Below are 26,055 nucleotides of genomic sequence, written 5' to 3'. Positions count from 1 at the left end.
CGCGAAGACCGTCGACAGGTTTCGCTAGTCCGCTCTCGCGAGGCTGCATGGGGACGGCCTGCGCGTAAGCGCCTTGGACGACCGGGAGGACTGATATGCCGGAAACGAGTGTCTCTATGCCCCCGCAGGGCGCGCGCAAACCCTGGCTGAAATCCTATCATCCAAGCGTTCCGGCTCATATTCCGCCGCTCGAACATGCCTCGATCGGCGCCCTTTTCGACGATTGCTGCCGCCGCTTTTCCGAGCACGGCGCCTATGCCTGCATGGGCAGCACGCTGAGCTTTCGCGCCCTGGCAGCCGAAGCCGAGGCTCTGGCCGCCTTCCTGCAATCTCTCGGACTGGAAAAAGGCGACCGCGTTGGCGTGATGATGCCGAATGTGCTGCAGAACCCGATCACGCTGTTTGCCGTGTTGAAGGCCGGACTGACGGTCGTCAACATCAACCCGCTCTATACGGCCCGCGAGCTGAAGCATCAGCTTGCCGATTCCGGTGCGAAAGCGCTGGTGGTGCTGGAAAATTTTGCCGCCACCGTGGAGCAGGCCCTGCCCGGCACGGCGGTGCGTCATGTGCTGGTGACGAGCCTGGGAGACTGCCTGGGTTTTAAGGGCGTGATCGTCAATGCCGTCGTGCGCCACGTGAAGAAACTCGTGCCGCGCTGGTCGCTGCCGGGCCATGTTCCCTTCAGGCAGGCGCTGGCCAAGGGACGCCGGCTGGCCTTGTCACCGGTCGCCGTCGGCCCGTCCGATATCGCCTTCCTGCAATATACCGGCGGTACGACCGGCGTGTCCAAGGGCGCGATCCTCACACACGCCAATCTCCTGTCGAACATGACGCAGCTGGGCCTCTGGCTCGAAACCGCCTTCGTCACGCGGCCTCGGCCGGACCGGATCGTCTTTCTCTGCGCCTTGCCGCTCTACCACATCTTCGCGTTGACGGTGAATGCGCTGATGGGGCTGAAGCTCGGCGGGCTGAATGTGCTGATTCCCAATCCGCGTGACATCCCTGCCCTCGTCAAGGAAATCGGCCAGAACCGCATCACCATATTTCCGGGCCTGAATACGCTGTTCAACGCCCTGCTCAACAATGCGGATTTCCGCACCCTCGACCATTCCAGCCTGGCTTTGACCTTCGGCGGCGGCATGGCGGTGCAAAGGCCGGTGGCCGAGCGCTGGGAGGCCGTGACCGGCTGCCCGATCAAGGAGGGGTACGGCCTGTCGGAAACCTCGCCGGTGGCCACCGCCAATCGCCTTGACCTGGCGGATTTCACAGGCGCTATCGGCCTGCCGTTGTCCTCAACGGATGTGGACATCCGCGACGAGGCGGGGCTGAGCCTGCCGCTGGGCGAAACCGGCGAGATCTGCATTCGCGGCCCCCAGGTGATGAAGGGCTATTGGAACATGCCGGAGGAGACCGCGCGCGCCATCTTCCCCGACGGCTTCTTTCGCACCGGCGACATCGGCTTCATGGATGAGAATGGCCTCGTCAAAATTGTCGACCGCAAGAAGGACATGATCCTCGTCTCCGGCTTCAATGTCTTCCCCAACGAAATCGAGGAGGTGGTGATGACGCTGGAGGGCGTGCAGGAATGCGCCGCTGTGGGCGTGGCGGACCCGCATTCCGGCGAGGCGGTGAAGCTTTTCGTCGTGCGCCGGCGGCCGGAGCTGACGGAAGACGAGATCCGCGCCCATTGCGCCAAGCACCTGACCAATTACAAGCGTCCGCGTCATATCGAATTTCGCCAGGAGCTGCCGAAATCGCCCGTCGGCAAGATTCTGCGGCGGGAACTGCGCGACATCAAGACAGACGCATGACAGATCGGAACCATGTCCTGCATATTTTTGTCAGGAGATCGATTTTGATTTTCAACATTTTGCAGTAGCGTGCCCCGCGAAATCAGAAGCGGGAGTTCCCTGATGAATGCGCTTGTCGACAAGCTCAAGACCATTGCCACGAAGACCTCGGCCACCGACCTTCGGGCAGCCTTCGCCGCCGATCCCCAGCGTTTCGACCATTTCAGCGTCGCCCTTGACGACCTCCTGCTGGACTATTCCAAATGCGCCGTGAACGAGGAGGTGCTGGCCGGGCTTGAAGAGCTGGCCGCCGCCGCCAAGGTCACGGAGAAGCGCGATGCCATGTTCTCCGGCGCGCCGATCAACTTTACCGAGGGCCGCGCCGTTCTGCATACGGCACTGCGCAACCGCGCCAACACGCCCGTTCTGGTCGATGGGCAGGACGTGATGGGTGACGTCAATGCCGTTCTCGAGGCCATGGGCGCCTTTTCCGACGGCATCCGCTCCGGCACGCTGAAGGGCGCGACTGGTCAGAAGATCACCGATGTCATCAATATCGGCATTGGCGGTTCCGATCTCGGCCCGGTCATGGCGACGCTGGCGCTTGCCCCTTATCATGATGGCCCGCGCCTGCATTTCGTCTCCAATGTCGACGGCGCGCATATTGCCGATACGCTGAAGCTCGTCGCGCCCGAGACCACGCTGGTCATCGTCGCCTCCAAGACCTTCACCACCATCGAAACCATGACCAATGCGAAGACAGCGCGCGCCTTCATCGCCGACAAGCTGGGCGAGGATGCGGTCGGGCATCATTTCTGCGCCGTTTCCACCGCGCTCGACAAGGTCGCCGCCTTCGGCATCGATGCGGAGCGTGTCTTCGGCTTCTGGGATTGGGTCGGCGGGCGCTATTCGATCTGGTCAGCCATCGGCCTGCCGCTGATGATCGCCATCGGCAAGGAGAATTTCGGTGAGTTCCTGGCCGGCGGCCATGCGATCGACACGCATTTCCGCACCGCCCCCATCCGCCAGAACCTGCCGATGCTGCTTGGCCTGATCGGCTTCTATCACCGCAATGTGCTCGGCTACCCGTCGCGCGCCATCCTGCCTTACGACCAGCGCCTGTCGCGCTTTCCGGCCTATCTCCAGCAGCTGGACATGGAATCCAACGGCAAGGGCGTCACCATCGACGGCACGCCTGTCGACGGCGACAGCGGCCCGGTCGTCTGGGGCGAGCCCGGCACCAATGGGCAGCACGCCTTTTACCAGCTGATTCACCAGGGCACGAGCGTCATCCCGGCCGAATTCATGATCGCCGCCAATGGCCATGAGCCGGAGCTGCGCCACCAGCACGATCTCTTGATCGCCAATTGCCTGGCGCAGTCGGAAGCGCTGATGAAGGGCCGGCCGCTTTCGGAAGCCCGGGCGCAGCTGGAAGAGAAGAAGATGCCGGAAGCCGACATCGCCCGCATCGCGCCCCACCGCGTCTTCACCGGCAACCGCCCGTCCCTGACGCTGGTCTATGACAAGCTGACCCCGTTTGCGCTCGGCCGCCTGATCGCGCTCTACGAGCACCGCGTCTTCGTCGAAGGTGCCCTGTTCAACATCAACTCCTTCGACCAGTGGGGCGTCGAGCTCGGCAAGGAACTCGCCACCGGTCTTCTGCCGGTCGTGGAAGGCAAGGAGAGTGCCGAAGGCCATGACAGCTCGACGGCAGGCCTGGTGAAGGCGCTGCTGGCGGCGAAGGGCTGATCTGTCAAACTGTCTTGACGCGACGAACCGGTTGGCCAAACATCTGGCCAATCGGAAAGGCCTTTCAAATGAGTGACCTGACCATAAGCCTCCCTGACGAGACTGTTGCGAAACTGGCTGAAAGGCTCGACCGTTCGCGCTCCACGATGCTGACAGAAGCTATTGAAGACTTCGTGGCACGCGAAGACTTCCACTTTTTGGACATTAAGGCACGGCTCGCAGAGGCAGATCGCGGGAGTTTCGCAAGCGGCAAGGAGCTGGCGGCAGTCATTGGTAAATACACCAAGGCCACCCGCCCGTCCTGACGATGCGACCAATCACGTGGACAAATCGGGCACTGCGAAGGCTTGAAGAGATTGGTGACCATATCGCAGCCTCCAACCCGAATGCAGCGCTGCGCATTCTTACGCGAATTGCCTCTCGCGTGGAGACGTTGGCAGAACTTCCGGAAAGCGTCGGGATCGGCAGGGTTCGAGGAACGCGCGAACTCGTGCTCGTCGACATTCCCCTATATTATTGCCTATCGCTTTCGTGGCGAAGACATCGAAATCATCCCCATCCTTCACGCCGCTCAGAAATGGCCGCGCGAGCTATAGTCGCACAGCTTGAAAAGACCGGATCCACGAACGGCAGGCCCTCGGGACGAGCCCGAGGGCGACGAAGACGTTCTTGTTCAGAAATGGGCCTTACAGCCCGATCTCGCTTGCCCAAGGCGGATTGGCGCCTGCACGGGAAACGGTGACGGCAGCGGTCTTGGCACCGAGAGCAAGGGCTGCGCGCACCGCCTCTTCGGAGAGCGTGGCGACCGCGTCCTTGGTCAGGAGATTGTTGAGCTTCAGCGAGGCCAGCACGCCGGCATCGAAGGTGTCGCCGGCGCCGACCGTATCGACAACAGTGACCTTCTCGCCGCCGACCGAAACCTTACCGCGCGCGGTGTAGCCGTCCGCGCCGTCGGCGCCCTTGGTGATCACCACCAGCTTGGCGCCGCGCGCCAGCCACTGGCCGGCCAGTTCCTCATGGCTGCCTTCCATGCCGAACCAGTCCAGATCCTCGTCGGAGAATTTGACGATATCGGACATGGCGGCCATGCGCAGCATTCGGGCGCGGTGAGCCTCTTTGTCCTTGATGAAGCCGGGGCGGATGTTCGGGTCGAAGGAGATCACCCGCTTCTTATGCTCGCGCACCATCAGCGCCTCATAGGTCGAGCCGCAGGGCTCCGGGATCAGGCTGATGGCGCCGAAATGCAGCGCCTCGCAGAAATCGCCGAGCGCCGGCAGGTCAGCCTCGGTGATCATCCGGCCGGCGGTATTCTCGTCGAAGAAGGCGTAGCTCGCATGGCCATTGGTCAGCTTGACGAAGGCGAGCGTGGTGTGCAGGTCGGAGGTGGCGCAAGGCGCGAAATCGACATTGCTGGCCTTCAGCGTCTCGCGCAGGATATCGCCGAACATATCGGTCGAAAGCCCGGTGAAGAAGCCGGTGGGAATGCCAAGACGCCCGAGCGCGATAGCCGTATTGAAGACCGCGCCGCCTGCGTAAGGCGCAAAAGCGCCCTCCCCACGGTCAGATTGGCGCGGCAGCATGTCGATCAGCGCCTCTCCGCAGCAGATGATCATTTCGCGGGTCCCCCAGCAAGGTTCAATCGATTAGATCGGCTTACGCCAAGGCTTTGAAAAAGGCCAGAGCGTAAGTCTCGGCAGGTCGGTTTAAGCTTTGTGGCATTGGATCTGCCCCGAAAACCGGTTCCTACCTTTCGGTTCGATGCATTAGAGACTGGCCACGCCGCCATGGCGGGCCGACCAGTCGAGCGGCGAATTGAGAAAGCTTTCGACTTCCGCCAGCTTGTTCGTCTCGAAAAGCTGCTTCTCACGCGCGACCGCCAGCACATCGCGCCAGGTGGCAATGTTGTGCAGGGTCACGCCCTTCTCCAGCATCTCGCTGCGCGCGGCCGGGAAGATGTCGTAGTAAAATAGCGCCATGCCGTGATCGACAATGCCGCCGGCAGCGCGCACGGCATTGATGAAGGTGAACATCGAGCCGCCTGCTGTCGTCAGATCCTCGATGACGAGCACGCGCGCGCCCTCGCGCATATCGCCCTCGATCTGGGCGTTGCGGCCATGGCCCTTCGGCGCCTTGCGCACATAGATCATTGGCAGGGCAAGGCGCTCGGCCAGCATGGCGGCGAAGGGAATGCCTGCCGTCTCGCCGCCGGCAATCACATCGAACTGCTCGAAGCCGGCTTCGGACAGAAGCGTGGCGGCGGCGAAATCCATCACCGCCGAGCGGATGCGCGGATAGGAGATCAGCTTGCGGCAGTCGATATAGACCGGGCTCGCCATGCCCGAGGCGAGCTTATAGGGCTGCTCGGGGCGGAAATGCACCGCCTTGATCTCCCAGAGCATGCGGGCAAGCTGGTTGGCCATGGTGGCCTTGTCGCAGAAGGGGGTCTGGATCATCGGGCAGGTCCTTGCGGTCGGTCGTCTTGTGACAGTCAGGTGTTGCGCTGGCAAAAGGTGATGCGGTTGGCGAAGGGGTCGGTCACGGTCACTTCGAGACCCCAGGGCACCGTTTCCAGCCCGGGCCGCATGAAGGGAAAATCACGCGCCGCCAGTTCCGCCTGCAGCGCCCGCGCATTCGCAACCGGCACAAAGATGCGGGTGCCTGGCGTGGTATCGCCGAAATGTTCGCTGAGATGCAGGACGAGTGCATCGCGCGAGACCTGCGCGTAAAGCGGCATGCCAGGCTCGAAGCGATGTTCCCAATCCAGCCTGAAACCGAGAAAGCCGAGATAGAACTCCATGGCCTTCTCGACCGAGAAGATCCGGAGGATCGGGATTGCAGCAGAAAGGCCGGCAGGCTCAGCCATGGTTCGCCTCGACCTCCCAATGGATGGGGAACATCGGATCGAAGACGGTGACCGGGCCCGCCCCGGTCTCGATCTTCTCAGGGAAGGTCACAGGCTCGGCCCGGCGCGTGAGCGTGATCGTCTCCTCATTGACGGGCAGACCGTACCAGGCCGGGCCGTTGCGGCTGGCAAAAGCTTCCAGCCGGTCCAGCGCATCCTCTTCCTCGAAGACATGGGCGAGGCAGCTCATGGTGTTGATCGAGGTATAGATGCCGGCGCAGCCACAGGCGCATTCCTTCAAGGGGTCGACATGCGGCGCTGAATCGGTGCCGAGGAAGAAGCGGTCATTGCCCGAGGTCGCCGCCTTGCGCAGCGCCTGGCGGTGCAGTTCGCGCTTGGCGACCGGCAGGCAGTAGTAATGCGGCCTGATGCCACCGACGAGAATGGCGTTGCGGTTGATGATCAGGTGGTGCGTGGTGATCGAGCCGGCGAGATTGCGCTCGGCCCCCTCGATATAGTCGATGCCGTCCTTGGTGGTCACATGCTCCATGGTCACCTTCAACTCCGGCAGGCGCCGGCGCAGAGGATCGAGCACGGTGTCGATGAAGACGGCTTCGCGGTCAAAAATATCGACCTCTGCGGTCGTCACCTCGCCATGGACGCAGAGCGGCAGACCGATCTCGGCCATGCGCTCGAGCACCGGCATCACCTTGTTCAGGTCGCGCACGCCGCCATGGGAATTGGTGGTGGCCCCGGCCGGATAGAGCTTGACCGCGGTGATCAGCCCGCTCGCCTTGCCGGCGGCAACGTCATCGGCCGCCGTGTGCTCCGTCAGATATAGCGTCATTAGGGGCTGGAAGCGGCTGCCTTCCGGCAGCGCGTCGAGGATGCGGGCGCGATAGGCCTCGGCATCGCCCGTGGTGACGACGGGCGGCACCAGGTTCGGCATGATGATGGCGCGAGCAAAATGCCGGGCGCTGTCGGCCACGACGCCGCGCAGCATCGCCCCGTCGCGCAGATGCAGGTGCCAATCGTCCGGACGGCGCAGGGTGAGCGTCTTCAGAGCATCGGCGGGCATCGGCGTCTCCGGGCAGGCGGCAGGGAATGAAGGCGGCGCCGCCCGGATATCACTCTTCCTTGGTCCGTGACAATTCCCTTCGCAGAGAATGACCGACGAAGGGGGCCGCAGGCTCATTCCGGCAGAGCGATTGCCTCAAGCGTGATATCGGCGACCCTCGCCTTTTCCCGGATGCGGTCGCCATTCGGCAGGTCGTTGCCGTAGAGCTTCCATTCGATGCCGGCCTCGTCGAGGCCATAATAGACCCAACGTGCCCGCAGCCGCTCTTCCAGGACCGCGCGTGGCGGGGACAGCAGGATGGTGAGGTCGAAAGCATCCGCCAGCCGTGACCAGGGCGTCTCGTCCAGGAGCAGGTAGTTGCCTTCCGCGACGATGATGCGCGTCTCCGGCGCAATCGGCCGGGCCGAGGCGATGGCGATTTCGCGGGAACGATCGAAGACCGGCACCAGAACCTCTTCCGAGCCGGTACGCACGGCTTCAAGAATATCGGCAAAGCCGCGCACGTCAAAGGTCTCGGGCGCGCCCTTGCGCTTCAAAAGCCCGCGCGCCTCCAGAATGCCATTGTCCATATGGAAGCCATCCATCGGCAGCACGACCGCGCTTTCACCCTTGGCGACCAGGAGCTCGGCCAGCGCATCGGCCAGGGTCGATTTGCCGGAGCCCGGAGGCCCGGCTACGGCAACGATCATCCGCTGCCGTCCTTCAACGCGCTTGAGCACCTCGCCAGCCAGTTGCTCCAGATCCATTCGCCCTCCCCTTTCGCAAAAGCAGGATGACGAAAGTCACCCTGATGCTGTCTGATCCCTGCCGCAGGCGCGGCGTCGTCGCGAGTCATGGCGGGAAATGCGCAGTGTTTCAAGCAGCTGACATAAGATGGCGCGCATCCGGCAAGACTTGGCGCCAGTCATAACAAAACGCCCGCCGGCGAAATGCCGTCGGGCGCTGCAAGAGATTGGACGCCCTCTGGATCAGGCGAAGGACGGGCCGGCGCGGCGCGCGTCGATCGACAGAGCGCCGGCGCCATAGGCAGCCAAGATCAGGAAGCCGCCGGCCATGGCCAGGTTCTTCTGGAAGTTGATCAGCTGCATCTGATCGGCGAAATTGGCATGGGCGATGAAAGCGGTGGCCACACAGAAGACCGCCAGAAGGATCGAGGCCGGGCGGGTAAAGAATCCGAGCAGGATGGCCAGACCGCCGCCGAGTTCGACCAGCGAGACAATGGTTGCCGTCACCATTGGCACCGGCAGGCCTTGGCCGGCAAAATAGCCAGCCGTGCCACCGAGATGGGTGATCTTGGCAAAGCCTGACAAAAGGAAGATGACCGACATCAGGATGCGGCCGGCGAGGATGACTGCACTGTTGGACATGGAGGGCTCCATCGGGTTCGAATGAAGCCAATCTAGCCTTTTCCTTCATTCGGAAAAGCAGGCAAGGCGACGACGCATCGTTCACTTTCAGAGAACAATCCAAGGAGATCGTCAACGCGATCACGGCAGCGTGAATGCTTGCCAAGGAGTGAAGGCGCGTAAGATAGTGGATAGATACACCTCATCACAATGGACCTCATGAGCGAGACATCCAAAAGCCCGGCCTTCTGGCGCTCCTTTCCGATCTTCGAGGATTTTGACGGGGAAACGATCGCGCGGCTGGCTAGCCTTGCGCATTACCGCAAATGGCCTGCCGGCACGGTGCTGTTTCAGCGCGGCGACGAAGGGCAGGAGTTGATTGCGGTGCTGTCGGGGCGCATCAAGCTGTCCTTGATCACCCCGCAAGGGCGTGAGCTGGTGCTGCGCTCGATCGAGCCGGGCGCCCTCTTTGGCGAAATGTCGGTGCTGGATGGCCAGCCTCGCTCGGCCGACGCGGTCACGGTTGCGCCGACCGAGGCCTATGTCATCGGCAAGGCGGCGTTTCTCGATCTGGTCACCCATCGCCCGGCCGCCGCCGAGGCGATCATCCGCCATATTTGCGGCATGCTGCGCGAGACCAACGACCGGTTGGAAACACTGGCGCTGTACGAGCTCAATGCCCGGGTGGCCCGCTTCTTCCTGACGCTGCTGCGCCAGTTGCATGGGACCGATCTGCCGCCGGAAGCGCATCTGCGCCTGTCGCTCAGCCAGTCGGATATTGCCGGCATCCTCGGCGCCAGCCGGCCCAAGGTAAACAGAGCCATTCTCGCCTTGGAAGAAGCCGGCGCCATCAGGCGCGGTGCCGATGGCGTCATCGCCTGCCTGCTTCATCCCCTGATGCGGCTGGCCGAGCCGGACGAGGCCTGATGCCCATCTGCGGGGATAGCTGGGCATCCCTAATTCTAGCGTTTCCGAGGGAACAGACGGATCAAAAGCCGAAGTTTAACGTTTCTTAACTCGCAGAAGAGGGACGACTTCGATGACCGCGCGTTCACGCCTCCTGATGGCCACATCAGGCTTGATCATGCTGGGCCTTGGCCTGCCGGCCCAGGCTTCCCATGCCACCCACACGACTGCCTCCGAGGCCTGCGATGCAAAGGCAGGCGATCCGCGCGATCTCGATCGAAACCCGGCCTTTTCGCCCGTCAATCTTGGCAGCATCAAGATCGGCGAGGCCTTGTCGGCCTGTCGCGAGGCCTATCGCGAACGCAGCGGCGCGCGCCAGACCTATCAGCTCGCCCGCGCGCTCTATCGCTCAGGCGCGCCGGCGCGGGCGCTTGCCATGCTGCGCGAAGCCGCCAGCGGCGGCCATCGCCTTTCGGCACAGCTTCTCGCGACGGCCAAGGACGATATCGCCCAGATCGACAGTGTCTTCGAGGAACCGCTTCGCACGGCCGCTGTCGCCGCCCCCTTACTGAGCGGCGACAAGGACCAGGACAGCACGCGCTGAGGTCTGAAGGCAAAAAGGCGAGCGAAACGCTTAGCGGATCTCGCCGGCCTGCGGGCCCCATGTATCGGTGAGCGCGAAGCCTTCGGCCAAGGGGTCGAAGGGATCGAGCGAGACTTGGTGCAGGCCGAAGGTCCAACCGCGCCCCGATATGGTCGGCACGATGGCCGGCCGTCCCGCCACGTCCGTCACCCGCACGATGCCTGCCTGGAATTCCGAGCCGATGATCGAGCGCGAGGTGAAGACATCGCCGACCTTGGCAAGGCCGCGCGCGTGCAGCGTCGCCAGATTGGCGGAGCTGCCAGTGCCGCAAGGCGAACGGTCGACGCGGCCGGGCCACATGGTCGTGCAGGTGCGCACGGCGCCATCGGCCTCGCGCCCGCGGAACATCACATAGGCGACGCCGCGGATTTCCGGAATTTCGGGATGGACGAGCGGCACGGCCTTGTTGACGAGATCCTTGAGGATCATGCCGGCCTCGACCAGCGTGCGGGCATTCGCCTTTTCGATTGTTGTGCCGATCTGCTCGACATCGACAAGCGCATAGAAAATGCCGCCGAAGCAGAGGTCCAGCTTGATCCGGCCCCATTGCGGCGTGTCGATTTCGACATCCAGCGCCTCGACGAAGGAGGGCACCATGGTCAGCGTCACGCGCTCGCAGCGCCCGTCGCGGCAGGTGGCCGTGGCCTTGACCAGGCCGGCGGCGGTGTCGAGCATCACGACCGTCTCCGGCTCCTTCATCTCGACCATGCCGGATTCCAGAAGCGCCGTGGTCACACAGATGGAATTGGAGCCGGACATGGCATGGGCCTGATCGGCCTGCAGGATGATAAAACCGAAATCGGCTTCCGGCCGCTTGGCCGGCACCAGGAGATTGACCGAGCCGATCGAGCCGGAACGCGGCTCCAGGCAGAGGAAACGGCGCAGGCTGTCATCCACCGTGTTGATGTGGTTCAGTTGCTCGGCGATCGAATTGCCGGGGATCTTCGGCACGCCGCCGATCGCCACCTTGCCGATTTCGCCTTCGCAATGAACGTCCAGAAGCTGGATCGTGCGCTTCCATCTCATCGGTCTTCAAGCTCCCTGAAGGATAACGATCGTGCTCTGACAGTCAGCGCTTCCGGCCGTCCATCAGAGACTTCTGCCACGGTGATAGCGAGCCCCGGTCGCTTTGCAAAGGGCTCCCCGCTTTGCCTGCATACAATTTGTCGCCAGAGCGTGTGAGCCCTGTAGGTTAAATGCTGCGCGCGGCTTTGCGCGATATCGGTTAGAGTGGGACAAAGCCATTTGCCAATGTCGAGTCTTTTATGTCGCAAACCGCCAGCCCGGCCGTCCCTTTGATGGGTGATCCGTCTCCTGCTGAAGCCGCAGCCGTCTTCCTCAGCACCGAAGCACTGAAGACGGATGATTTCGACTGTCAGGCCTGCGGCGCCTGCTGCGCGTATTCGCAGGAATGGCCACGCTTTTCCCTGGAGAGCGACGAGGATCTCGACAAGATCCCGGAAGACCTTGTCGCGGCGGATTTGAGCGGCATGCGCTGCGAGGCGGATCGCTGCCTGGCGCTTGACGGCACGCTTGGTCTTCACGTCGGCTGTCGGATCTATGCGGTCAGGCCCATCGTCTGTCGGGACTGCATGCCAGGCGATCCCGAATGCCTAATGGCCCGTGCCAGACTGACGGAAACCCTGCAACGCGCTGCCGAAGCAGCGGCGTAGGAAGCACGGGACAAGGCACATGGAGGTTTCACATCGCCAGACTTATCGAGCGTATGGCGAATATTTCTCTATAATTTTCGACTTTATCGGATAAATCCTCTAGGATGAGCGCATTTATCCGGATCGTCATTTGCCGGCGTTCGATCTATCCTCACGACTGATGCTGGCACCTGCCGGCCGGGCCCGATGCCGCGCCCGCTGACCCCATGAGGATCGACCGAGATGTCCCTGCCCCAGCCGACCGGCACCCCCTCCCTCGAAGCCGCATCGAGCGACGATCCGGCCCCACCGGCCTTCGCCGCCTTTGCCCCGCCGGTCTCTTCCCCGACGCCTCTGCGCGCCGCGATCAGCGCCGCCTACAGGCGCGACGAGGCCGAAGCCGTTGCACCGCTGCTGGAGGCAGCGAGCCTGCTGGATAGCGACAAGGCAGCGATCCGCGAGACCGCACGCAAGCTGATCGTGGCGCTGCGCGCCAAGCATAGGGGAACCGGGGTCGAAGGGCTGGTGCAGGAATACTCGCTCTCCAGCCAGGAGGGCGTGGCGCTGATGTGCCTGGCGGAAGCGCTGCTGCGCATTCCCGATGTCGAGACGCGCGACGCGCTGATCCGCGACAAGATCGCCCATGGCGACTGGCGCGCCCATCTCGGCGGCGGACGCTCGCTCTTCGTCAACGCCGCCACCTGGGGCCTCGTCGTTACCGGAAGGCTGACCTCGACCGTCAACGACCGCAGCCTTGCCACCGCGCTGACCCGCCTGATCGCGCGTGCTGGCGAGCCGGTGATCCGCCGCGGCGTCGACATGGCCATGCGCATGATGGGCGAGCAGTTCGTCACAGGCGAAACCATCGAGGAAGCCGTCAAGCGCGCGCGCCCGCTGGAAGCAAGGGGCTTCGGCTATTCCTACGATATGCTGGGCGAAGCCGCGACCACGGCCGGCGATGCCAAGCGCTATTATGCCGATTACGAACATGCCATCCATGCGATCGGCAAGGCCTCGGCCGGGCGTGGCATCTATCGGGGCCCGGGCATTTCCATCAAGCTGTCGGCGCTGCATCCGCGTTATTCCCGCGCCCAGGCGACCCGCGTCATGGCCGAGCTTCTGCCGCGTGTGCGCGATCTCGCGCTGATCGCCAAGGGCTATGACATCGGCTTGAACATCGATGCCGAGGAAGCCGACCGGCTGGAGCTATCGCTCGACCTTCTGGAAGCGCTGCGGCTCGATCCGGCGCTGTCGGGCTGGAATGGCCTCGGTTTTGTCGTCCAGGCCTATGGCAAGCGCTGCCCCTTTGTGCTCGATTACATCATCGATCTCGCACGCCGCTCTGGCCATCGGATGATGGTGCGCCTCGTCAAGGGCGCCTATTGGGATGCCGAGATCAAGCGCGCCCAGGTCGACGGGCTGCCCGGCTTCCCCGTCTTCACCCGCAAGGTCCATACCGACCTCTCCTACATCGCCTGCGCCCGCAAGCTTCTGGCGGCGCGCGATGTGATCTTCCCGCAATTCGCCACCCACAACGCCCAGACGCTCGCCACCATTCATCACCTGGCCGGACCTGCCTTCGAGATCGGCGATTATGAGTTCCAGTGTCTGCATGGCATGGGCGAACCGCTTTATGACGAGGTGGTGGGCGCGGAAAAGCTCAACCGCCCGGCCCGTATCTATGCACCGGTCGGCACCCATGAAACGCTGCTTGCCTATCTCGTGCGCCGTCTCCTGGAAAACGGCGCCAACTCGTCCTTCGTCAACCGCATTGCCGATCCCAATGTCTCGGTCGAGGAGATGATCGCCGATCCCGCCGATGTCGTGCGCACCATGGCGCGGCCCGGCGCGGGGCATGAGAAGATCGCGCTACCGGCCGATCTCTATGGCAACAGGCGCAACTCCGCCGGGCTCGATCTCTCGGATGAAACGATTCTGGCGGATCTTTCTGCGCGACTGAAGGAAAGCGTCACCATCGACTGGCAGGCAGCCCCCACCGGCGTGAATTTCGATCCGGCCCGCGCGGCCACCGTGGCCAATCCCGGCGACCGGCGCGACCGTGTCGGCCAAGTGCAGGACGCGGGGCCCGACGACGTCGCTGCGGCCATGGCGCGCGCCGCCGGTGCGGCCGCACGCTGGGCCGCCACCCTGCCTTCTGCCCGCGCCGCCTGCCTCACCGCCGCCGCTGACGCTCTGGAAGCGCGCATGCCGCTCCTGCTGGGCCTGATCATCCGCGAGGCCGGCAAATCCGCCGCCAATGCCATTGCCGAAGTGCGCGAGGCGGTGGATTTCCTGCGCTATTACGCCGAACAGGCGCTGAAGACCTTTGGACCCGCCCATCAGGGCCTTGGCCCCATCGTCTGCATCAGCCCCTGGAATTTCCCGCTCGCGATCTTCACCGGGCAGGTCGCCGCAGCCTTGGTCGCCGGCAATCCCGTGCTCGCCAAGCCGGCCGAGGAAACGCCGTTGATCGCCGCCGAGGCCGTGCGCCTGCTGCACGCGGCTGGTGTGCCCGAGGATGTGCTGCACTTGCTCCCCGGCGATGGCAAGGTCGGCGCGGCGCTGGTCGACGCTCCCCAGACAGCCGGCGTGATGTTCACCGGCTCGACGGAGGTTGCCCGGCTGATCCAGCGCCAGCTGGCCGATCGGCTTTCGGCCCAAGGCAAGCCGATCCCGCTGATTGCCGAAACCGGCGGGCAGAACGCCATGATCGTCGACTCCTCGGCGCTTGCCGAACAGGTGGTGGCCGATGTCGTCGCCTCTGCCTTCGACAGCGCCGGTCAGCGCTGCTCGGCGCTGCGCATCCTCTGCCTGCAGGCGGATGTGGCCGATCGCGTGCTCGCCATGCTCAAGGGTGCGCTGCACGAACTGGTCATCGGCCGGACCGACCGTCTTTCCGTCGATGTCGGCCCCGTGATCACCGAGGAGGCACGCACCAATATCGAAAATCATATCGCCGCCATGGCCGCGCGCGGCCACAAGGTCGAGCGTATCGCGCTGCCGGATGGCACGCAGCACGGCACCTTCGTCGCGCCCGCCATCATCGAAATCGGCGAGATCGGCGATGTCGAGCGGGAAGTCTTCGGGCCGGTGCTGCATGTGGTGCGCTTCCGCCGCGATGGGCTGGACCGGCTGATCGACGCGATCAACGCCACCGGCTATGGCCTGACCTTCGGCTTGCACACAAGGCTGGACGAAACCATCGCCCATGTGACGAGCCGCGTTCGGGTCGGCAATGTCTATGTGAACCGCAATGTCATCGGCGCGGTGGTCGGCGTGCAGCCCTTCGGCGGGCGCGGCCTGTCTGGCACCGGTCCCAAGGCCGGTGGACCGCTCTATCTCGGTCGGTTGACACAGGTCGCTCCATTGCCGCCGCAGATCAATTCGGTCAGCGTCGATGCCGGCCTGACCGACTTTGCCCGCTGGCTGGAAGCCAGGGGCAACAGTGCGGACGCGGAAGCCGCGCGCGAGATCGGCGGGCGCTCGGCGCTCGGCTTCGTCACCGAGCTTTCCGGCCCCGTGGGCGAGCGCAATCTCTATGCGCTTCATCCGCGTGGCCGCATTCTCTTGGTGGCAAAGACGCAGACAGGGCTCATGCGGCAGCTTTCAGCCGTCCTGGCAACCGGCAATGAGGCGGTGATCGACACCGCGCGCGGGCTGGATGCAAGCCTTGCCGGCCTGCCCGATGGCGTGGCACGGCGCATCACCAAGGCCGCCGACTGGACGGCTGCAGGCCCCTTTGCCGGCGCACTGATCGAGGGCGAAGGAGACGAGATCCTCGACGTCCAGCGGCGCATTGCCATGCTGCCAGGCCCGCTGGTGCTGACCCAGGCCGCCTCAAGCCAGGCGCTGGCCGACAATCCCGAGGCCTATGGTCTGAACTTCCTTCTGGAGGAGGTTTCCACCAGCATCAACACGGCCGCCGCCGGCGGCAATGCCAGCCTGATGTCGATCGGCTGACGAGATGCCGGCCGGCCCTTTTGCGTATACCGGCCCAAGCTGCGGACGAGGCGCGCGCAAGACGCAGCAGGCGATGCGCGCTTCGTGATCCGATGGGAGCCAGACCTCCCCGGAACACGCGGGATTAACGCTCCGCAGGCCACATGGCAAAAAGGCTTCGCACAGGCGCGGGCAAGGGCCTATAAGCGAGCGATCATGCTGACGCTCGCCGAACCCGTGACCCTCGAACAGGAGGTGCGCAAGAGCCGCTTTCTCGCGGCCTGCGCCCCCATTGCCGACGAACAGGAGGCGCGGGCCTTCGTCGACCGGGTCAGCGATGCCTCCGCCACGCATAATTGCTGGGCCTATCGCCTCGGCCAAATCTATCGCTTCAGCGACGATGGCGAGCCGGGCGGCACGGCAGGCCGGCCGATTCTGGCGGCTATCGATGGGCAAGGGCTGGATCAGGTCGTGGTCGTGGTGACGCGCTGGTTCGGCGGCATTCTCTTGGGCAGCGGCGGACTGATGCGTGCTTACGGTGGCACGGCAGCCATGGCGCTGCATGATGCGCCGCGCATCGAGCATATCGAGACCGTCAGCGCCTCGCTGGCCGTCAGCTTCTCCGACCTGCAGCGGATCAAGGCCCGCCTCGCCCAGCAGGGTGTCACGATCACTGCCGAACATTTTGACGCGTCAGGCCCGCGCCTCGATTTAACCCTGCCGGCGACAGCCACGCAGACGATCGCCGATCTGGTGCGCGACCTGACACGTGGGCAGAGCATGCTCGCCCTCGACTGACCGCATTAGCGGGCACAGGTGCATTCGACAGACGGCGCGGTTCTGCGGAGATCGTTGGACGGGTCGCCGCGCGCTTTCTGCGCCAAGCCTGGGATGGAGCTGTCGGGCCGTAGGAGCGCAGGACCGGCACAGCACAAACGCGATCCCGTCGAACCAAGAGACCATTTCCTTGTTTAACGACCGGCAGCAGCGGGCGAAGCGGCCCGAGCAAGCGTCGAGGTCGTCTGGCAGACGGTGCCGAACGAACGCTTTGCACCGAAGAGACACGTTTCAAGGAGAGGACAAATGGCAGCGCTGGATATTCTCTATGGCCATGGCGGCATGCCGGCCGGCGCGGCGGCGAAAGCGGAGCAGAAGGATATTTTCCATCTCTCGCGCTTCATCGACGCGCAGAAGGGCGTCTATCCGACTGCGCTCGCCGAATTGCAGGCCGGGCGCAAGAGAACCCATTGGATGTGGTTCATTTTCCCCCAGCTCGCCGGCCTCGGCCGCTCCTCGACAGCGCAGCATTTCGCCCTATCAGGCCAAGCAGAGGCGCTGGCCTTTCTCGGCCATTCCTGCCTCGGGCAGCGTCTTGTCGCCGCCACGCAGGCCGTCATGGACCAGGAAGAGGATCTGAGCGCACGGGAGATCTTCAGCACGCCGGACGACTTGAAATTCCTGTCCTCCATGACGCTGTTTGCCACCCTGTCCGAAACCGCCGGTCTGGATGCCAGCCTGTTCAGGAGCGCCATTCGCAAATTCTACGATGGGAAACCGGATCTGGTGACGATCGAGCTGTTGAAGCAACTGCCGTAAGGCGACATTGTGATGAAGATCTTTGACGCGACGCCAACCTGAGGACGTGCGCAGGCGCAAGCACACCTAATCCTGACCCAAAATCAGGAAGAGTAATACAGCACTAAGTCGTTGGAAAGAAATGGCGCGCCTTGATGGCGATGCCTCGAACGAACTCTTCGAAATTCTTGCCGATTGGAACACCTTCCTTGAGCACCGCAAGTCGCAGGATTTGCAGGTGCCGCCATGTCCCTGAGCGATGGTTTCAACACCGCAGCGGCAGGACTTGAGGAAGACCGGCCTGCGCCGCTTCGCAAACGTCGCGCCTCTCCCTTCAGTCTCCGGCTAACGGCAGACGAGCGGGCGCGGTTGATCGAAGAGGCGAAGGGCGCGCCGCTCGGGGCCTATATCAAGGCCAAGGTGACGGGTGCGCCGCTGCCCGTCCGGATGCGGCGCACGGGACTTTCGGTCGAGGACCGGCAGGCACTCGCACAGGTCCTCGCCCTTCTCGGCCGGTCGCGGCTTTCATCCAACCTTAACCAGCTTGCCTATCTCGCCAATGTCGGCGCGCTCCCGATGACGCCGGAGACGGAAGCCGAACTGATCGACTCGGTTCGTGCCGTCCGTGGCGTGCGCATCCTCCTGATGACAGCGCTCGGCCTCAAGCCGGAATTGCGGGAGGACAGGTCATGATCCTCAACGCTTCCCAGCGCGGCGGCGGGCGGGACCTTGCCGCACATCTCATGAAAACCGAAGAGAACGAGCATGTCAGCCTGCACGAGCTGCGCGGTTTCGCGGCAGGCGACCTAAACGGCGCTTTCCGGGAGGCGGAGGCCGTGAGCCGGGGCACGCGCTGCCAGCAATATCTGTTCTCGCTGTCGCTCAACCCGCCTGCCGATGCCCGCGTTCCGGCGGAGGTGTTCGAGCGCACTGTCGACCGGATCGAAGAACGGCTGGGGCTTCAGGGGCAACCGCGTGCGGTCGTCTTCCACGAAAAGGACGGCCGAAGACATGCCCATTGCGTCTGGTCCCGGATCGATGCCGCGACCATGACGGCAAGGCCCATGTCCTTCTACAAACAGAAGCTGACCGGCCTGTCCCGCGATCTTTACCTCGAACACGGTTGGACGATGCCGCACGGTATCGTCAAATCCGGTCGGCGCGATCCGACCACCTTCACTCTCGCAGAATGGCAGCAGGCCAAACGGCAGGGCATGGACCCGCGCTGGCTGAAGGCGGTGCTGCAAGATTGCTGGAGCCGTTCGGACGGCCCTGCCTCTTTCGGGCGGAGCCTGGAAGAGCACGGGTTTTTCCTTGGCCGGGGCGACAGGCGCGGTCTCGTCGTTCTCGATCATACGGGCGAAGTCTGGTCGTTACCCCGCGCCCTCGGCCTGAAGACGAAGGAGGTCCGCGCCCGTCTCGGCAACGGCGCGGCACTTCCCGATCTCGCAGATGTCAGGAAACGTATCGGCGAGCACATGCGTCCGGCCATCCGCCGCCATGTCGCCGAATCCCGCGAACGGTTTCAGGGGCGCTCAGCCAAGCTCAACGACTACAAGGCGGAAATGACGGTGCTGCACCGCCAGACGCGGCAGAAGCTCGAAGAGCGGCAGGCCGCCGATTGGCTGGCTACGACGCGCGTCCGCGCCGACCGCCTGCCGAGGGGTCTGCGCGGCCTCTGGCACCGCATCACCGGCCGCTATGAGGAAGTGCGCCGCCAGAACGAAGCCGAAGCGCAGCGGCAGCGTGCCGAACAGGCGAAGAACCGTCAGTCCCTGATCAATGCGCAACGCAGCCAGCGGGCCGTCCTTGAAGAGCGCTTCAAGGACCTGCGGCGCGCGCAGGCCGCCCAGCTTCTCGAACTGCGCCGCGAGATCGGCCGGTATCTGAAGTTCTCCGGCGAGACGCCGCAGGCCGGAGCAGCACAGGACATGTCGATCGGCCTCAAACTCGAACGCTGACACCCACTCAACCGGAAAGGAGAATGCGCATGTCGTCACAGAACAACAATGCCGAAACGGCGGGGTTGGGGATCGGTTTCGCCTTCATAGCGATAGCGGCCCTGCTGGTCTTCGCCCTGGCTTCCTTCCTCGCGATGATCCTGACGCTCATCGCCCTCTGCGCGTGGTTCAGGCCGATCACGATCGCAGGCGCCACAATCGAGCCGGAAGAAGCCCGCTGGTTCGTCTATCGAGGCTTGATCGGGATCGTCACCCTTCCAGCCTTCGCCGCCTTTAGCTCGCTGCTGTTTCAGTCGCCGTTCGATTGGAGCCGCTGGCTCGTCTATCTCATGATCGGCGGATATGTCGGCGGATCGCTCGGCATTGCCCTCCTCAGGGGCGAGGAGCAGCAGCCCACCGAAATCACTGCAATGCCTGCGTCGATCCCGCCCCAGCTTCCCAAGCCAACGCCGAAGCCCAAGCCGCAGATGCCCGATCCGGATCGGCCGGAATGCCGGGATTGCCCTTTCACCTTCGCAAATTGGGACGATCGAGAGGAGGCATGGAAATGAGCCTGCGGGTATTCACCGGACTTTACCATCTACTCTGGACGCTGGAGTCGCATTCGCAGCAGCGGCTGGGCTGGGAGGATGCGGCGCAGGCCCGGATCGCGCGGGCGAAAGCGGAACGCCTTGCCGCCGCCCAGCTTCAGGGCATGCTGGACGCCAATCCCAGCGGCGCTCTGGGAACGGCACGGCTCGACGACCCGGAAAAGCTACGGGAGTCGGGGCTATGATGAGAGACCCGACCGCCCATCGTCCCGTTCGATGCGGGATCGAACTCGGCTTCCGCGGCGGCCGTCCGCTCGTCTATGACGGGACCGAGCCTGTTGCCATCGATGCACAGGCTGGCAAAGGCAAGCTCGCCCGGTTCCTCGGCGTCAATCTGGTCTCGCCGCGCACCGCCCACCTGACGAAGATCATCACCGATCCGAAGGATGCGGAACTGGCCTGGGTGACCTGGAAGACGCTTGCGCGGCAGGGCTACCGGGTTCGCTTCATCAATCCCGGCCAGCTCTACGGCTATCCGTCGGAGAGCTACAATTTCAATACGCGGCTTTTGGAGGTCGCGGCGCGAAGCGCGCTGCGGCCCATTGTCGGCGAGGTCGCCTACGACGCCGCGAGCTACCTTGTACCGATCGATCCGAACCCCGCGCATCGCTGGATCGGTCTGGGCGTCCGCATCGCGTTTGCGCTCTATAACAAGATCACGGCGCTGTTTGCGTCCGAACGCTGGGCCTGCACGGCAGGCGGACTCTGGGATTTCTACGGTCGTGGGCCGGAGGAGATTGCCGAGGATTTGAGGCTCTGGGCGTCCGATTCCCGAATGCAGGACGATGCAGGCATGTGCCGCCAGATCGCCAGCATGACCGAATCCCGCGACCAGTGGAACGCCTATGCCTCGGTCATTCTGGAGCGGCTGCAAGGTTTTCAGCGGGGATCGGCCGGGCGCTTGGCGACGGACCGAAACACATTCGATCCGGCCGAAATGAAGCGCGAGCGCAGTGCATTGTTCATCATCGGCTCGGCCCGGTCGGAAACCAGCCGAAGCTTCGTCGGGGCGATGACCGCCGCCGTGATCGAGCGTTTCGCCGATGCCTCCGGTCCGCTTCGCGCCCTCGTCGTCGGCGAGGAATGGGGCCAGCTCTATGTCTCGAACTTCCCGGAAATCCTGACGCTCTACCGGCAGGGCGGCATCAACTTTCTCGGGGTTTTCCAGAATGCTGCGGCGCAGATCGAAGCCCGCTACGGGCGCGAGACGGCCCGCATCTGGAAAAAGGCGGTCGCGCATACGCTTTATCGCGGACTGCCCGACAATGACACCTTGCGCGATATCGAGCACCGTTCGGGCAAAACCTCCGTTATGGTGCGCGGCTTCAACGTCTCGGCGAGCCAGGTGCCGGGATCGGGCGACAACCTCGTCGAACAATCCCGGCCGTTGTTGCAGGTAGAGGATATCCGGGAGGTGACTGGCGGCGAGACCGGCCTTCTGGAATCTCGCGACTTCGGCTTTTTCACGGTTTCGATGCCGAATTTCTGGGAACGGCGGGAGGTCAGCGGCCTGCTCCGCGATGTCCGGCTCAAGCCGGACAAATACGAGTGGCTGACGCAAGCCGGGCCTCTTTCCCTTCCGGCTCCCGAGCCAACCCAGTCTGCCTCGGCGGATGCGGACGTGCTCGACATCTTGCGGGAATTACGCGCGGACGCCGGTACGCCCGACAAACGAAACCTTGGATAACGGAGACACCGATAATGTCTGACAGTGAGAAACGCATCAATGACGGCATCCAGCGTTATTATGCGATGCTTGGCTCGCTTCACGGCGTTCCAGCCGGTGTCATGCGGCGCGCTGAGGCTGACCGCATCACCTATGGTGAAATCTATGGCGGCCGGAGCGCAGTGGACGGCGAAATTCGATGGTCGTCCCTGCATGTGCTGCGGTTTCTGGTCGAGATTTGCGGCCTTACCTATGCCGAGGCGCGCGCGGGGCTCGTTGAAGAATTGAGCCATTGGAGATCGACCGGCCCGCTTCCAGAGCCGGAAGCGCTCGCAAGGGAAATGTTCACGACTGCGCGCGGCAACATTCTCGATGCGATGGTGCTGGCGCAGATGGAGCTGGATTGCCTGGCCCGCGACCCCGTGCGGTCACTCTACATGCGTGATGTGCTCCGTCATCTGGAGACGATGCGCTTTACCGATTGCTACGATGCCGGGAAGGACTGGCGGGAATTGTCCTGACACGATACTTCACGATCCCTGTCGGCTCGTCAGGATGCATGTCGCATCGTGGTCGACGCGTGTGCCATCAACGCCAGGGATCGTGGTACGGGTCGAAATCTCCGTTGTCGTTCGCCGGTATTCGGTCCGTCTGGGCATTGTTGAACAGTATAAAGATCACGATATTCTCATCTGCTGACGGCTCAATGATCGGCTCAGCGTATAGTGATAGACGCCCAATTCCCGCGCAACGCTGGCGGCGGTCTTGCCGCCCTCGATGTCGCGGCGAGCGGTCTGCAATTGTTCGTCGGTCAGAGCGCGCGGTCTGCCGATCCGCGCTCCGTTGCGCCGGGCCGCTGCCATGCCTTCTTTTGTTCGCTGCGACAGCGTACGCCGCTCAAACTCTGCCAGCGCGGAAAGCATCGTATAAACGAAGATTCCGGCGGGCGTGGACGTGTCGATATTGAGCGTTGCGATCTGGAAGTGAACACCTCGGCTGCGAAGTTTCTCGGCTTCGGTCAGAGCGTCCACCACCGAGCGAAACGCCCGGTCCAAATCCCAGACAACCAGCATGTCGCCGGGCTTGAGCAGCGTCAACACTTTCTCGTAGACGGGGCGGCGGGCACTGCATGCCGACACCGTTTCGATGTGAATTTCATGGCAGATGTCCCGCAAGCCCATGATCTGTCGGTCATGGCGCTGGTCGGGTGTCGAAACACGGATATATGCTATTTTTCTCATTGTAATTCAAAACTTTAATGGTTTTTTGAGCCTCACATAAAGGCTCCTTATCGCTCTTCGACGGCGGGCTGCTCACTTCCGACCTGCACCCCTTAATTTCTATAATATCCTAGCAGAAAGCGGCGCTATTATTCAAATAATAACAAAACCGAGCCTTAAGGTGATCGATAATCTACATAAATACTACGATCTTACTAAGATAATCCCGGCGACGCTGCTGTCTTCATTGCTTTCTTTTTCTTCAGTCCATGCGGAGGGGGATGCGTTCGACGCCGGAAAAGTGATGAATGCAATGTCTTCTGAGCAGAGAGCCGCCTATCTTGCAGGCGTTATCGAAGGACTGGCGATTGCCCGCTACAACAAGGACGGCAAGCAGAAGACGGGCCTGGGGTGCATCTACGACTGGTATTATAAGGACAAAAGCAACCTCAAACTGATCCACGACGCATTCGATAAATATCCGACCTACCCACCTGGCTCGATTGTCGATGTTCTCGTGAAACAGAAATGCGGGGAATGATGCACACCCTTCTGCCGCTGACACGAAAAGAGGAGTTTGCACTGGCGGCAGCGCTGGAGAAGGACTTCGTCCTGGAAAAGCTGAAGCTTGCCCGGTTCGAGGCTCGGATGAGACGGGAAGCGGAGCACGAGCGCGTCGAAGAGAAAAAGCGCGATCACGACACGGCGGACGCAATCGAAACGGCCCTTGCACCGCCGCGAGCGATTATCGAGTTCCGCTCGGAACTCGATACATACGACACCAAAACTGTCGAAGCCCTGATGGAAAATCGCGACGCCTTGGACCGGGTGGAAGATCAGATCGAAATAATGTTGGGGCAAGCGCAAGTCTTGCCTGACGGTCGCCGTGTGTTCAAAACACAGGACGGAAAGCGTGTCTTTGACGAGCATGGGCAGGAAATTGCATCCACTGTCATTGACGCGACCAGCATCGATGACAAGAAGCCAAAATGGGAGGTATTTAAAGGAGTGAACGACGAGGAAGCGCGTTTGACCGCCGAGCGTCAGGCGCTGCTCGACTACCAGCAAAGACTTGATGCCGCCCGCGAACGTCTTGACAAGGGTGAGATCACCAATGCCGAGTTGGGCCGTCTGAAAGCGGACCTCGCCGAGACTATGCCAGAAGCCGTAAGGCAAAAGCTCAATCTTGAAAATCCGAAGACTGAAACGGCTCCTCCTCTGACCGCCAGCGCTTCGGCCTTACCGAACAATATGGATGTGCTGATGCGCCAGACCGGCTTCGCCGCAGCCGTGCCGTAGTCGGTTCGCTTCTACCAAAATTTTCATCCACAGCCCGCCTTATCGGACCTTCCGATTCCAAACGCGCGTGCTCGGTTATTTTCTTGACAGATGGTGGCAAATTTGACACCATTTAATCGATGGTAGGCAACACCCGGCGCATTTCATGGATCAAGACCGCAAGAAAGGATTTCGACGCCTTTCCGGCTGGTGCGCGTGACAAACTGGCGGATGCGCTCGACATCGTTTCCGCAGGCGGACACCCCTTAATCGCCAAACCCCTCACGGGCCTCGGGTCGGGCGTTCTCGAACTCGCATTGAAGCATCAGGGCGAGGCTTATCGGGTCGTATATGTCGTGCAGATCGGCGCGGACATATGGGTCGTTCATGCCTTCCAGAAGAAGTCAAAATCGGGAATAGCCACCCCGAAAGCGGAAATCGATCTGATCCGCGAACGGCTCAAGCGCTTGAAGGAGGCACTGCAATGAATGACGATTTTGAACTGATACGCGGAAGCGGGAATGTCTTTCGTGATCTCGGTTATCACGATGCGGACCTTCGCCATGCAAGGGCGGTCTTAGCCGCAGAAATCATCAAGGCGCTCGATGAACGCCAATGGTCTACCCGCAAGGCCGAGCAGGAGACCGGCATCAGCCATGCTGATTTTTCTCGCATCCGGCGGGCAAATATCGAACGCTTTAGCTTCGAGCGGCTGGCGTCGATTCTCGGAGCTTTGGGTCGGGAGGTCGAGGTTTCCGTCGAAGTCCGCCCGCGTGTCCAACCTGGCGCTCCGGCCGAGATGCGCCTGTGATCCTCACGCCGATACTCGGCGACCTGCTGGAAGTCGGGTCGTCGCCATCTGCCCGCTAGAGCTGCCCCCATACGCCATGCCGCTCGGCCGCCACTTTTTGCCGCCGTAACATCTCACCGAGAAGATCGTCCACCGTCGCCGCGCCGTCGATCATTCGTGCGCAGCACTCCTGCATGATTTCGCTCGCCTCGATGCTGTAGCGGTTGAGCGGCGTATTCTCCTCCAATGCACCGGTCCGCTCCTTTTGCTCCCCGATCAGTTCCAGCAAAAACGCCTCGGTCAGGCCACCTACATCACCCCTCAAAGCCATTTAAAAACACCTCTCTGATTCAAACGAAGTTTTGCCGTCCTCGGCTTCCGGCTGTCCGGCGCTCAATGCATGCCGTTCATGCGGGCGAGCCACGCGCTTGGCTCCTCGCACAATGAAACGTGCCACCCTTCACGGGCACGCGACAAGTCTACCACCGCCTCGCAGACATCCGCCGAACCGCTCGCCGTATTCGCACCGAGTTGAACCTTCTGCAGAAATTCGCGAACCTGCGCGACCGTCGTAAAGGCGGGATAGTAATAGCCGAGATCGTCATCGCCTTTCAGCCTGTCCCAGACATCGTAGCATACCAGCATGAAGCAAGCGCCTTTGACGATTGCTTTCTTCGCCTGTTCCTCCAACGCCCAAAGTCTTAGGCCCTGTTGACAAAGTGGATTTCCAAATCAGGGGAAGCATGATTCAAGACTGCTTTTTGGGAGGCAGCTTTGGCTCGTGGCGACCTTACGGATATGGAGTGGCGGATCATTGAGGGTCTGTTACCCACCGAACGCGGTAGGAAATCCCGGCCCTCGCACGACAATTGACGATACCTGAACGGTATGCTGCATGTTCTTCGGGTTGGCTGCCCCTGGCGCGATATGCATGAGCGCTACGGAAAGTGGAACTCGGTCTATGTGCGCTTCCGCCGGTGGGCTGAACAAGGAGTTTGGGACGCTCTGCTTGAGACCCTCGTTGAACTGG

29 protein-coding genes and 2 pseudogenes are annotated in these 26,055 nt (G+C 62.6%); 21 read left to right on the top strand and 10 right to left on the bottom strand.

The window, feature by feature from the left end; all coding sequences use genetic code 11:
* The first annotated feature begins 95 nt into the window (after positions 1-95).
* The 4 genes from BMX61_RS11695 to BMX61_RS11680 all read left to right on the top strand — a co-directional run bounded on the left by BMX61_RS11695 (position 96) and on the right by BMX61_RS11680 (position 4,281).
* Positions 96-1,811, top strand: a complete 1,716-nt coding sequence (locus BMX61_RS11695; protein ID WP_075629535.1) for a long-chain-fatty-acid--CoA ligase — start codon at positions 96-98, stop codon at positions 1,809-1,811.
* 102 nt (positions 1,812-1,913) lie between these two features.
* Positions 1,914-3,539 carry a glucose-6-phosphate isomerase gene (gene pgi / locus BMX61_RS11690; RefSeq protein ID WP_075629536.1) on the top strand — a complete coding sequence of 542 codons (1,626 nt, stop codon included), beginning with the start codon at positions 1,914-1,916 and terminating at the stop codon, positions 3,537-3,539.
* A 68-nt stretch (positions 3,540-3,607) separates the two neighbouring features.
* The gene (locus BMX61_RS11685) at positions 3,608-3,844 is read left to right on the top strand and encodes a CopG family ribbon-helix-helix protein (RefSeq protein WP_075629537.1); all 237 of its coding nucleotides are present in this window, start codon (positions 3,608-3,610) and stop codon (positions 3,842-3,844) included.
* A 2-nt stretch (positions 3,845-3,846) separates the two neighbouring features.
* Complete coding sequence (locus BMX61_RS11680; RefSeq protein ID WP_324610616.1) at positions 3,847-4,281, top strand: type II toxin-antitoxin system RelE/ParE family toxin; 435 nt, start codon at positions 3,847-3,849, stop codon at positions 4,279-4,281.
* Here the strand turns inward: BMX61_RS11680 and BMX61_RS11675 are convergent.
* From BMX61_RS11675 to BMX61_RS11650, 6 genes and pseudogenes are all read right to left on the bottom strand, one after another.
* The gene (locus BMX61_RS11675; protein WP_075629538.1) at positions 4,226-5,152 is read right to left on the bottom strand and encodes a carbohydrate kinase family protein; all 927 of its coding nucleotides are present in this window, start codon (positions 5,150-5,152) and stop codon (positions 4,226-4,228) included. The two genes, BMX61_RS11680 and BMX61_RS11675, sit on opposite strands and share 56 nt — an antisense overlap.
* A gap of 150 nt (positions 5,153-5,302) precedes the next feature.
* A complete protein-coding gene (locus tag BMX61_RS11670; protein ID WP_075629539.1) occupies positions 5,303-5,992 on the bottom strand; it encodes an orotate phosphoribosyltransferase in 690 nt (229 codons plus the stop codon).
* A gap of 35 nt (positions 5,993-6,027) precedes the next feature.
* Positions 6,028-6,396 (bottom strand): annotated as a pseudogene (locus BMX61_RS11665) (glyoxalase superfamily protein); the annotation flags it as partial.
* A complete protein-coding gene (gene pyrC / locus BMX61_RS11660) occupies positions 6,395-7,444 on the bottom strand; it encodes a dihydroorotase (RefSeq protein ID WP_075629605.1) in 1,050 nt (349 codons plus the stop codon). The pseudogene BMX61_RS11665 and the gene pyrC, both read right to left, overlap by 2 nt.
* Before the next feature lie 128 nt (positions 7,445-7,572).
* Positions 7,573-8,205, bottom strand: a complete 633-nt coding sequence (locus BMX61_RS11655; RefSeq protein ID WP_075629541.1) for a nucleoside triphosphate hydrolase — start codon at positions 8,203-8,205, stop codon at positions 7,573-7,575.
* Between the two features lie 222 nt (positions 8,206-8,427).
* The gene (locus tag BMX61_RS11650) at positions 8,428-8,826 is read right to left on the bottom strand and encodes a DoxX family protein (protein WP_083639626.1); all 399 of its coding nucleotides are present in this window, start codon (positions 8,824-8,826) and stop codon (positions 8,428-8,430) included.
* 198 nt (positions 8,827-9,024) lie between these two features.
* Between BMX61_RS11650 and BMX61_RS11645 the strand changes: the two genes are divergently transcribed.
* Entirely contained in the window at positions 9,025-9,732 is a 708-nt protein-coding gene (locus tag BMX61_RS11645) for a Crp/Fnr family transcriptional regulator (protein ID WP_075629606.1), read from the top strand.
* A gap of 112 nt (positions 9,733-9,844) precedes the next feature.
* A complete protein-coding gene (locus tag BMX61_RS11640) occupies positions 9,845-10,315 on the top strand; it encodes a hypothetical protein (RefSeq protein ID WP_075629543.1) in 471 nt (156 codons plus the stop codon).
* Positions 10,316-10,345: 30 nt separating this feature from the next.
* On the opposite strand, the gene BMX61_RS11635 is transcribed toward BMX61_RS11640, so the two are convergent.
* Positions 10,346-11,380 (bottom strand): proline racemase family protein, encoded by a 1,035-nt coding sequence (locus BMX61_RS11635; RefSeq protein ID WP_075629544.1) that lies wholly within the window; start codon positions 11,378-11,380, stop codon positions 10,346-10,348.
* Positions 11,381-11,652: 272 nt separating this feature from the next.
* On the opposite strand from BMX61_RS11635, the gene BMX61_RS11630 reads away from it, so the two are divergent.
* The 10 genes from BMX61_RS11630 (at position 11,653) to BMX61_RS11585 (ending at position 22,258) form a co-directional block, all read left to right on the top strand.
* The gene (locus BMX61_RS11630) at positions 11,653-12,027 is read left to right on the top strand and encodes a YkgJ family cysteine cluster protein (RefSeq protein ID WP_092742684.1); all 375 of its coding nucleotides are present in this window, start codon (positions 11,653-11,655) and stop codon (positions 12,025-12,027) included.
* A 222-nt stretch (positions 12,028-12,249) separates the two neighbouring features.
* Positions 12,250-15,966 carry a trifunctional transcriptional regulator/proline dehydrogenase/L-glutamate gamma-semialdehyde dehydrogenase gene (gene putA, locus BMX61_RS11625; protein WP_075629545.1) on the top strand — a complete coding sequence of 1,239 codons (3,717 nt, stop codon included), beginning with the start codon at positions 12,250-12,252 and terminating at the stop codon, positions 15,964-15,966.
* Between the two features lie 195 nt (positions 15,967-16,161).
* The gene (locus BMX61_RS11620; RefSeq protein WP_075629546.1) at positions 16,162-16,743 is read left to right on the top strand and encodes an IMPACT family protein; all 582 of its coding nucleotides are present in this window, start codon (positions 16,162-16,164) and stop codon (positions 16,741-16,743) included.
* 321 nt (positions 16,744-17,064) lie between these two features.
* Positions 17,065-17,541 carry a DUF1810 domain-containing protein gene (locus BMX61_RS11615; RefSeq protein ID WP_075629608.1) on the top strand — a complete coding sequence of 159 codons (477 nt, stop codon included), beginning with the start codon at positions 17,065-17,067 and terminating at the stop codon, positions 17,539-17,541.
* A 225-nt stretch (positions 17,542-17,766) separates the two neighbouring features.
* Positions 17,767-18,213, top strand: coding sequence for a hypothetical protein (locus BMX61_RS11610; RefSeq protein WP_075629547.1), 447 nt, complete (start codon positions 17,767-17,769; stop codon positions 18,211-18,213).
* Positions 18,210-19,481, top strand: coding sequence for a relaxase/mobilization nuclease domain-containing protein (locus tag BMX61_RS11605; protein WP_075629548.1), 1,272 nt, complete (start codon positions 18,210-18,212; stop codon positions 19,479-19,481). Before BMX61_RS11610 ends, BMX61_RS11605 begins: the two co-directional genes overlap by 4 nt.
* Positions 19,482-19,510: 29 nt before the next feature.
* Positions 19,511-20,032, top strand: a complete 522-nt coding sequence (locus tag BMX61_RS11600; protein ID WP_075629549.1) for a hypothetical protein — start codon at positions 19,511-19,513, stop codon at positions 20,030-20,032.
* Positions 20,029-20,256 (top strand): hypothetical protein, encoded by a 228-nt coding sequence (locus BMX61_RS11595; RefSeq protein ID WP_075629550.1) that lies wholly within the window; start codon positions 20,029-20,031, stop codon positions 20,254-20,256. Before BMX61_RS11600 ends, BMX61_RS11595 begins: the two co-directional genes overlap by 4 nt.
* Positions 20,253-21,758, top strand: coding sequence for a type IV secretory system conjugative DNA transfer family protein (locus BMX61_RS11590; protein WP_083639620.1), 1,506 nt, complete (start codon positions 20,253-20,255; stop codon positions 21,756-21,758). The genes BMX61_RS11595 and BMX61_RS11590 overlap by 4 nt, the downstream gene beginning before the upstream one ends.
* Positions 21,759-21,772: 14 nt before the next feature.
* On the top strand, positions 21,773-22,258 hold the full coding sequence (locus BMX61_RS11585) for a hypothetical protein (protein ID WP_075629551.1): 486 nt from the start codon (positions 21,773-21,775) through the stop codon (positions 22,256-22,258).
* Positions 22,259-22,414: 156 nt separating this feature from the next.
* Here the strand turns inward: BMX61_RS11585 and BMX61_RS11580 are convergent, their stop codons facing one another.
* On the bottom strand, positions 22,415-22,978 hold the full coding sequence (locus BMX61_RS11580; RefSeq protein ID WP_075629552.1) for a recombinase family protein: 564 nt from the start codon (positions 22,976-22,978) through the stop codon (positions 22,415-22,417).
* Between the two features lie 160 nt (positions 22,979-23,138).
* Between BMX61_RS11580 and BMX61_RS11575 the strand changes: the two genes are divergently transcribed.
* From BMX61_RS11575 to BMX61_RS11560, 4 genes are all read left to right on the top strand, one after another.
* A complete protein-coding gene (locus tag BMX61_RS11575) occupies positions 23,139-23,498 on the top strand; it encodes a hypothetical protein (RefSeq protein WP_139198914.1) in 360 nt (119 codons plus the stop codon).
* Positions 23,495-24,256 (top strand): hypothetical protein, encoded by a 762-nt coding sequence (locus tag BMX61_RS11570; protein WP_092742613.1) that lies wholly within the window; start codon positions 23,495-23,497, stop codon positions 24,254-24,256. The genes BMX61_RS11575 and BMX61_RS11570 overlap by 4 nt, the downstream gene beginning before the upstream one ends.
* A 119-nt stretch (positions 24,257-24,375) precedes the next feature.
* Positions 24,376-24,723, top strand: a complete 348-nt coding sequence (locus BMX61_RS11565; protein ID WP_075629555.1) for a type II toxin-antitoxin system RelE/ParE family toxin — start codon at positions 24,376-24,378, stop codon at positions 24,721-24,723.
* Positions 24,720-25,046, top strand: coding sequence for a helix-turn-helix domain-containing protein (locus BMX61_RS11560; protein ID WP_075629556.1), 327 nt, complete (start codon positions 24,720-24,722; stop codon positions 25,044-25,046). Before BMX61_RS11565 ends, BMX61_RS11560 begins: the two co-directional genes overlap by 4 nt.
* A 55-nt stretch (positions 25,047-25,101) precedes the next feature.
* On the opposite strand, the gene BMX61_RS11555 is transcribed toward BMX61_RS11560, so the two are convergent.
* Together BMX61_RS11555 and BMX61_RS11550 are read right to left on the bottom strand one after the other, a co-directional pair.
* Positions 25,102-25,356 carry a hypothetical protein gene (locus BMX61_RS11555; protein WP_075629557.1) on the bottom strand — a complete coding sequence of 85 codons (255 nt, stop codon included), beginning with the start codon at positions 25,354-25,356 and terminating at the stop codon, positions 25,102-25,104.
* Positions 25,357-25,418: 62 nt separating this feature from the next.
* Positions 25,419-25,670 (bottom strand): hypothetical protein, encoded by a 252-nt coding sequence (locus BMX61_RS11550; protein WP_075629558.1) that lies wholly within the window; start codon positions 25,668-25,670, stop codon positions 25,419-25,421.
* 129 nt (positions 25,671-25,799) lie between these two features.
* Here BMX61_RS11550 and BMX61_RS25485 point away from each other — a divergent pair.
* Positions 25,800-26,055, top strand: a pseudogene (locus BMX61_RS25485) (transposase); the annotation flags it as partial.

This window comes from Xaviernesmea oryzae (assembly GCF_900109605.1).
Classification (GTDB): domain Bacteria; phylum Pseudomonadota; class Alphaproteobacteria; order Rhizobiales; family Rhizobiaceae; genus Xaviernesmea; species Xaviernesmea oryzae.
The sequence above is the reverse complement of the archived record's forward strand: the minus strand, read 5'-3'. Positions and strand labels throughout refer to the sequence as shown.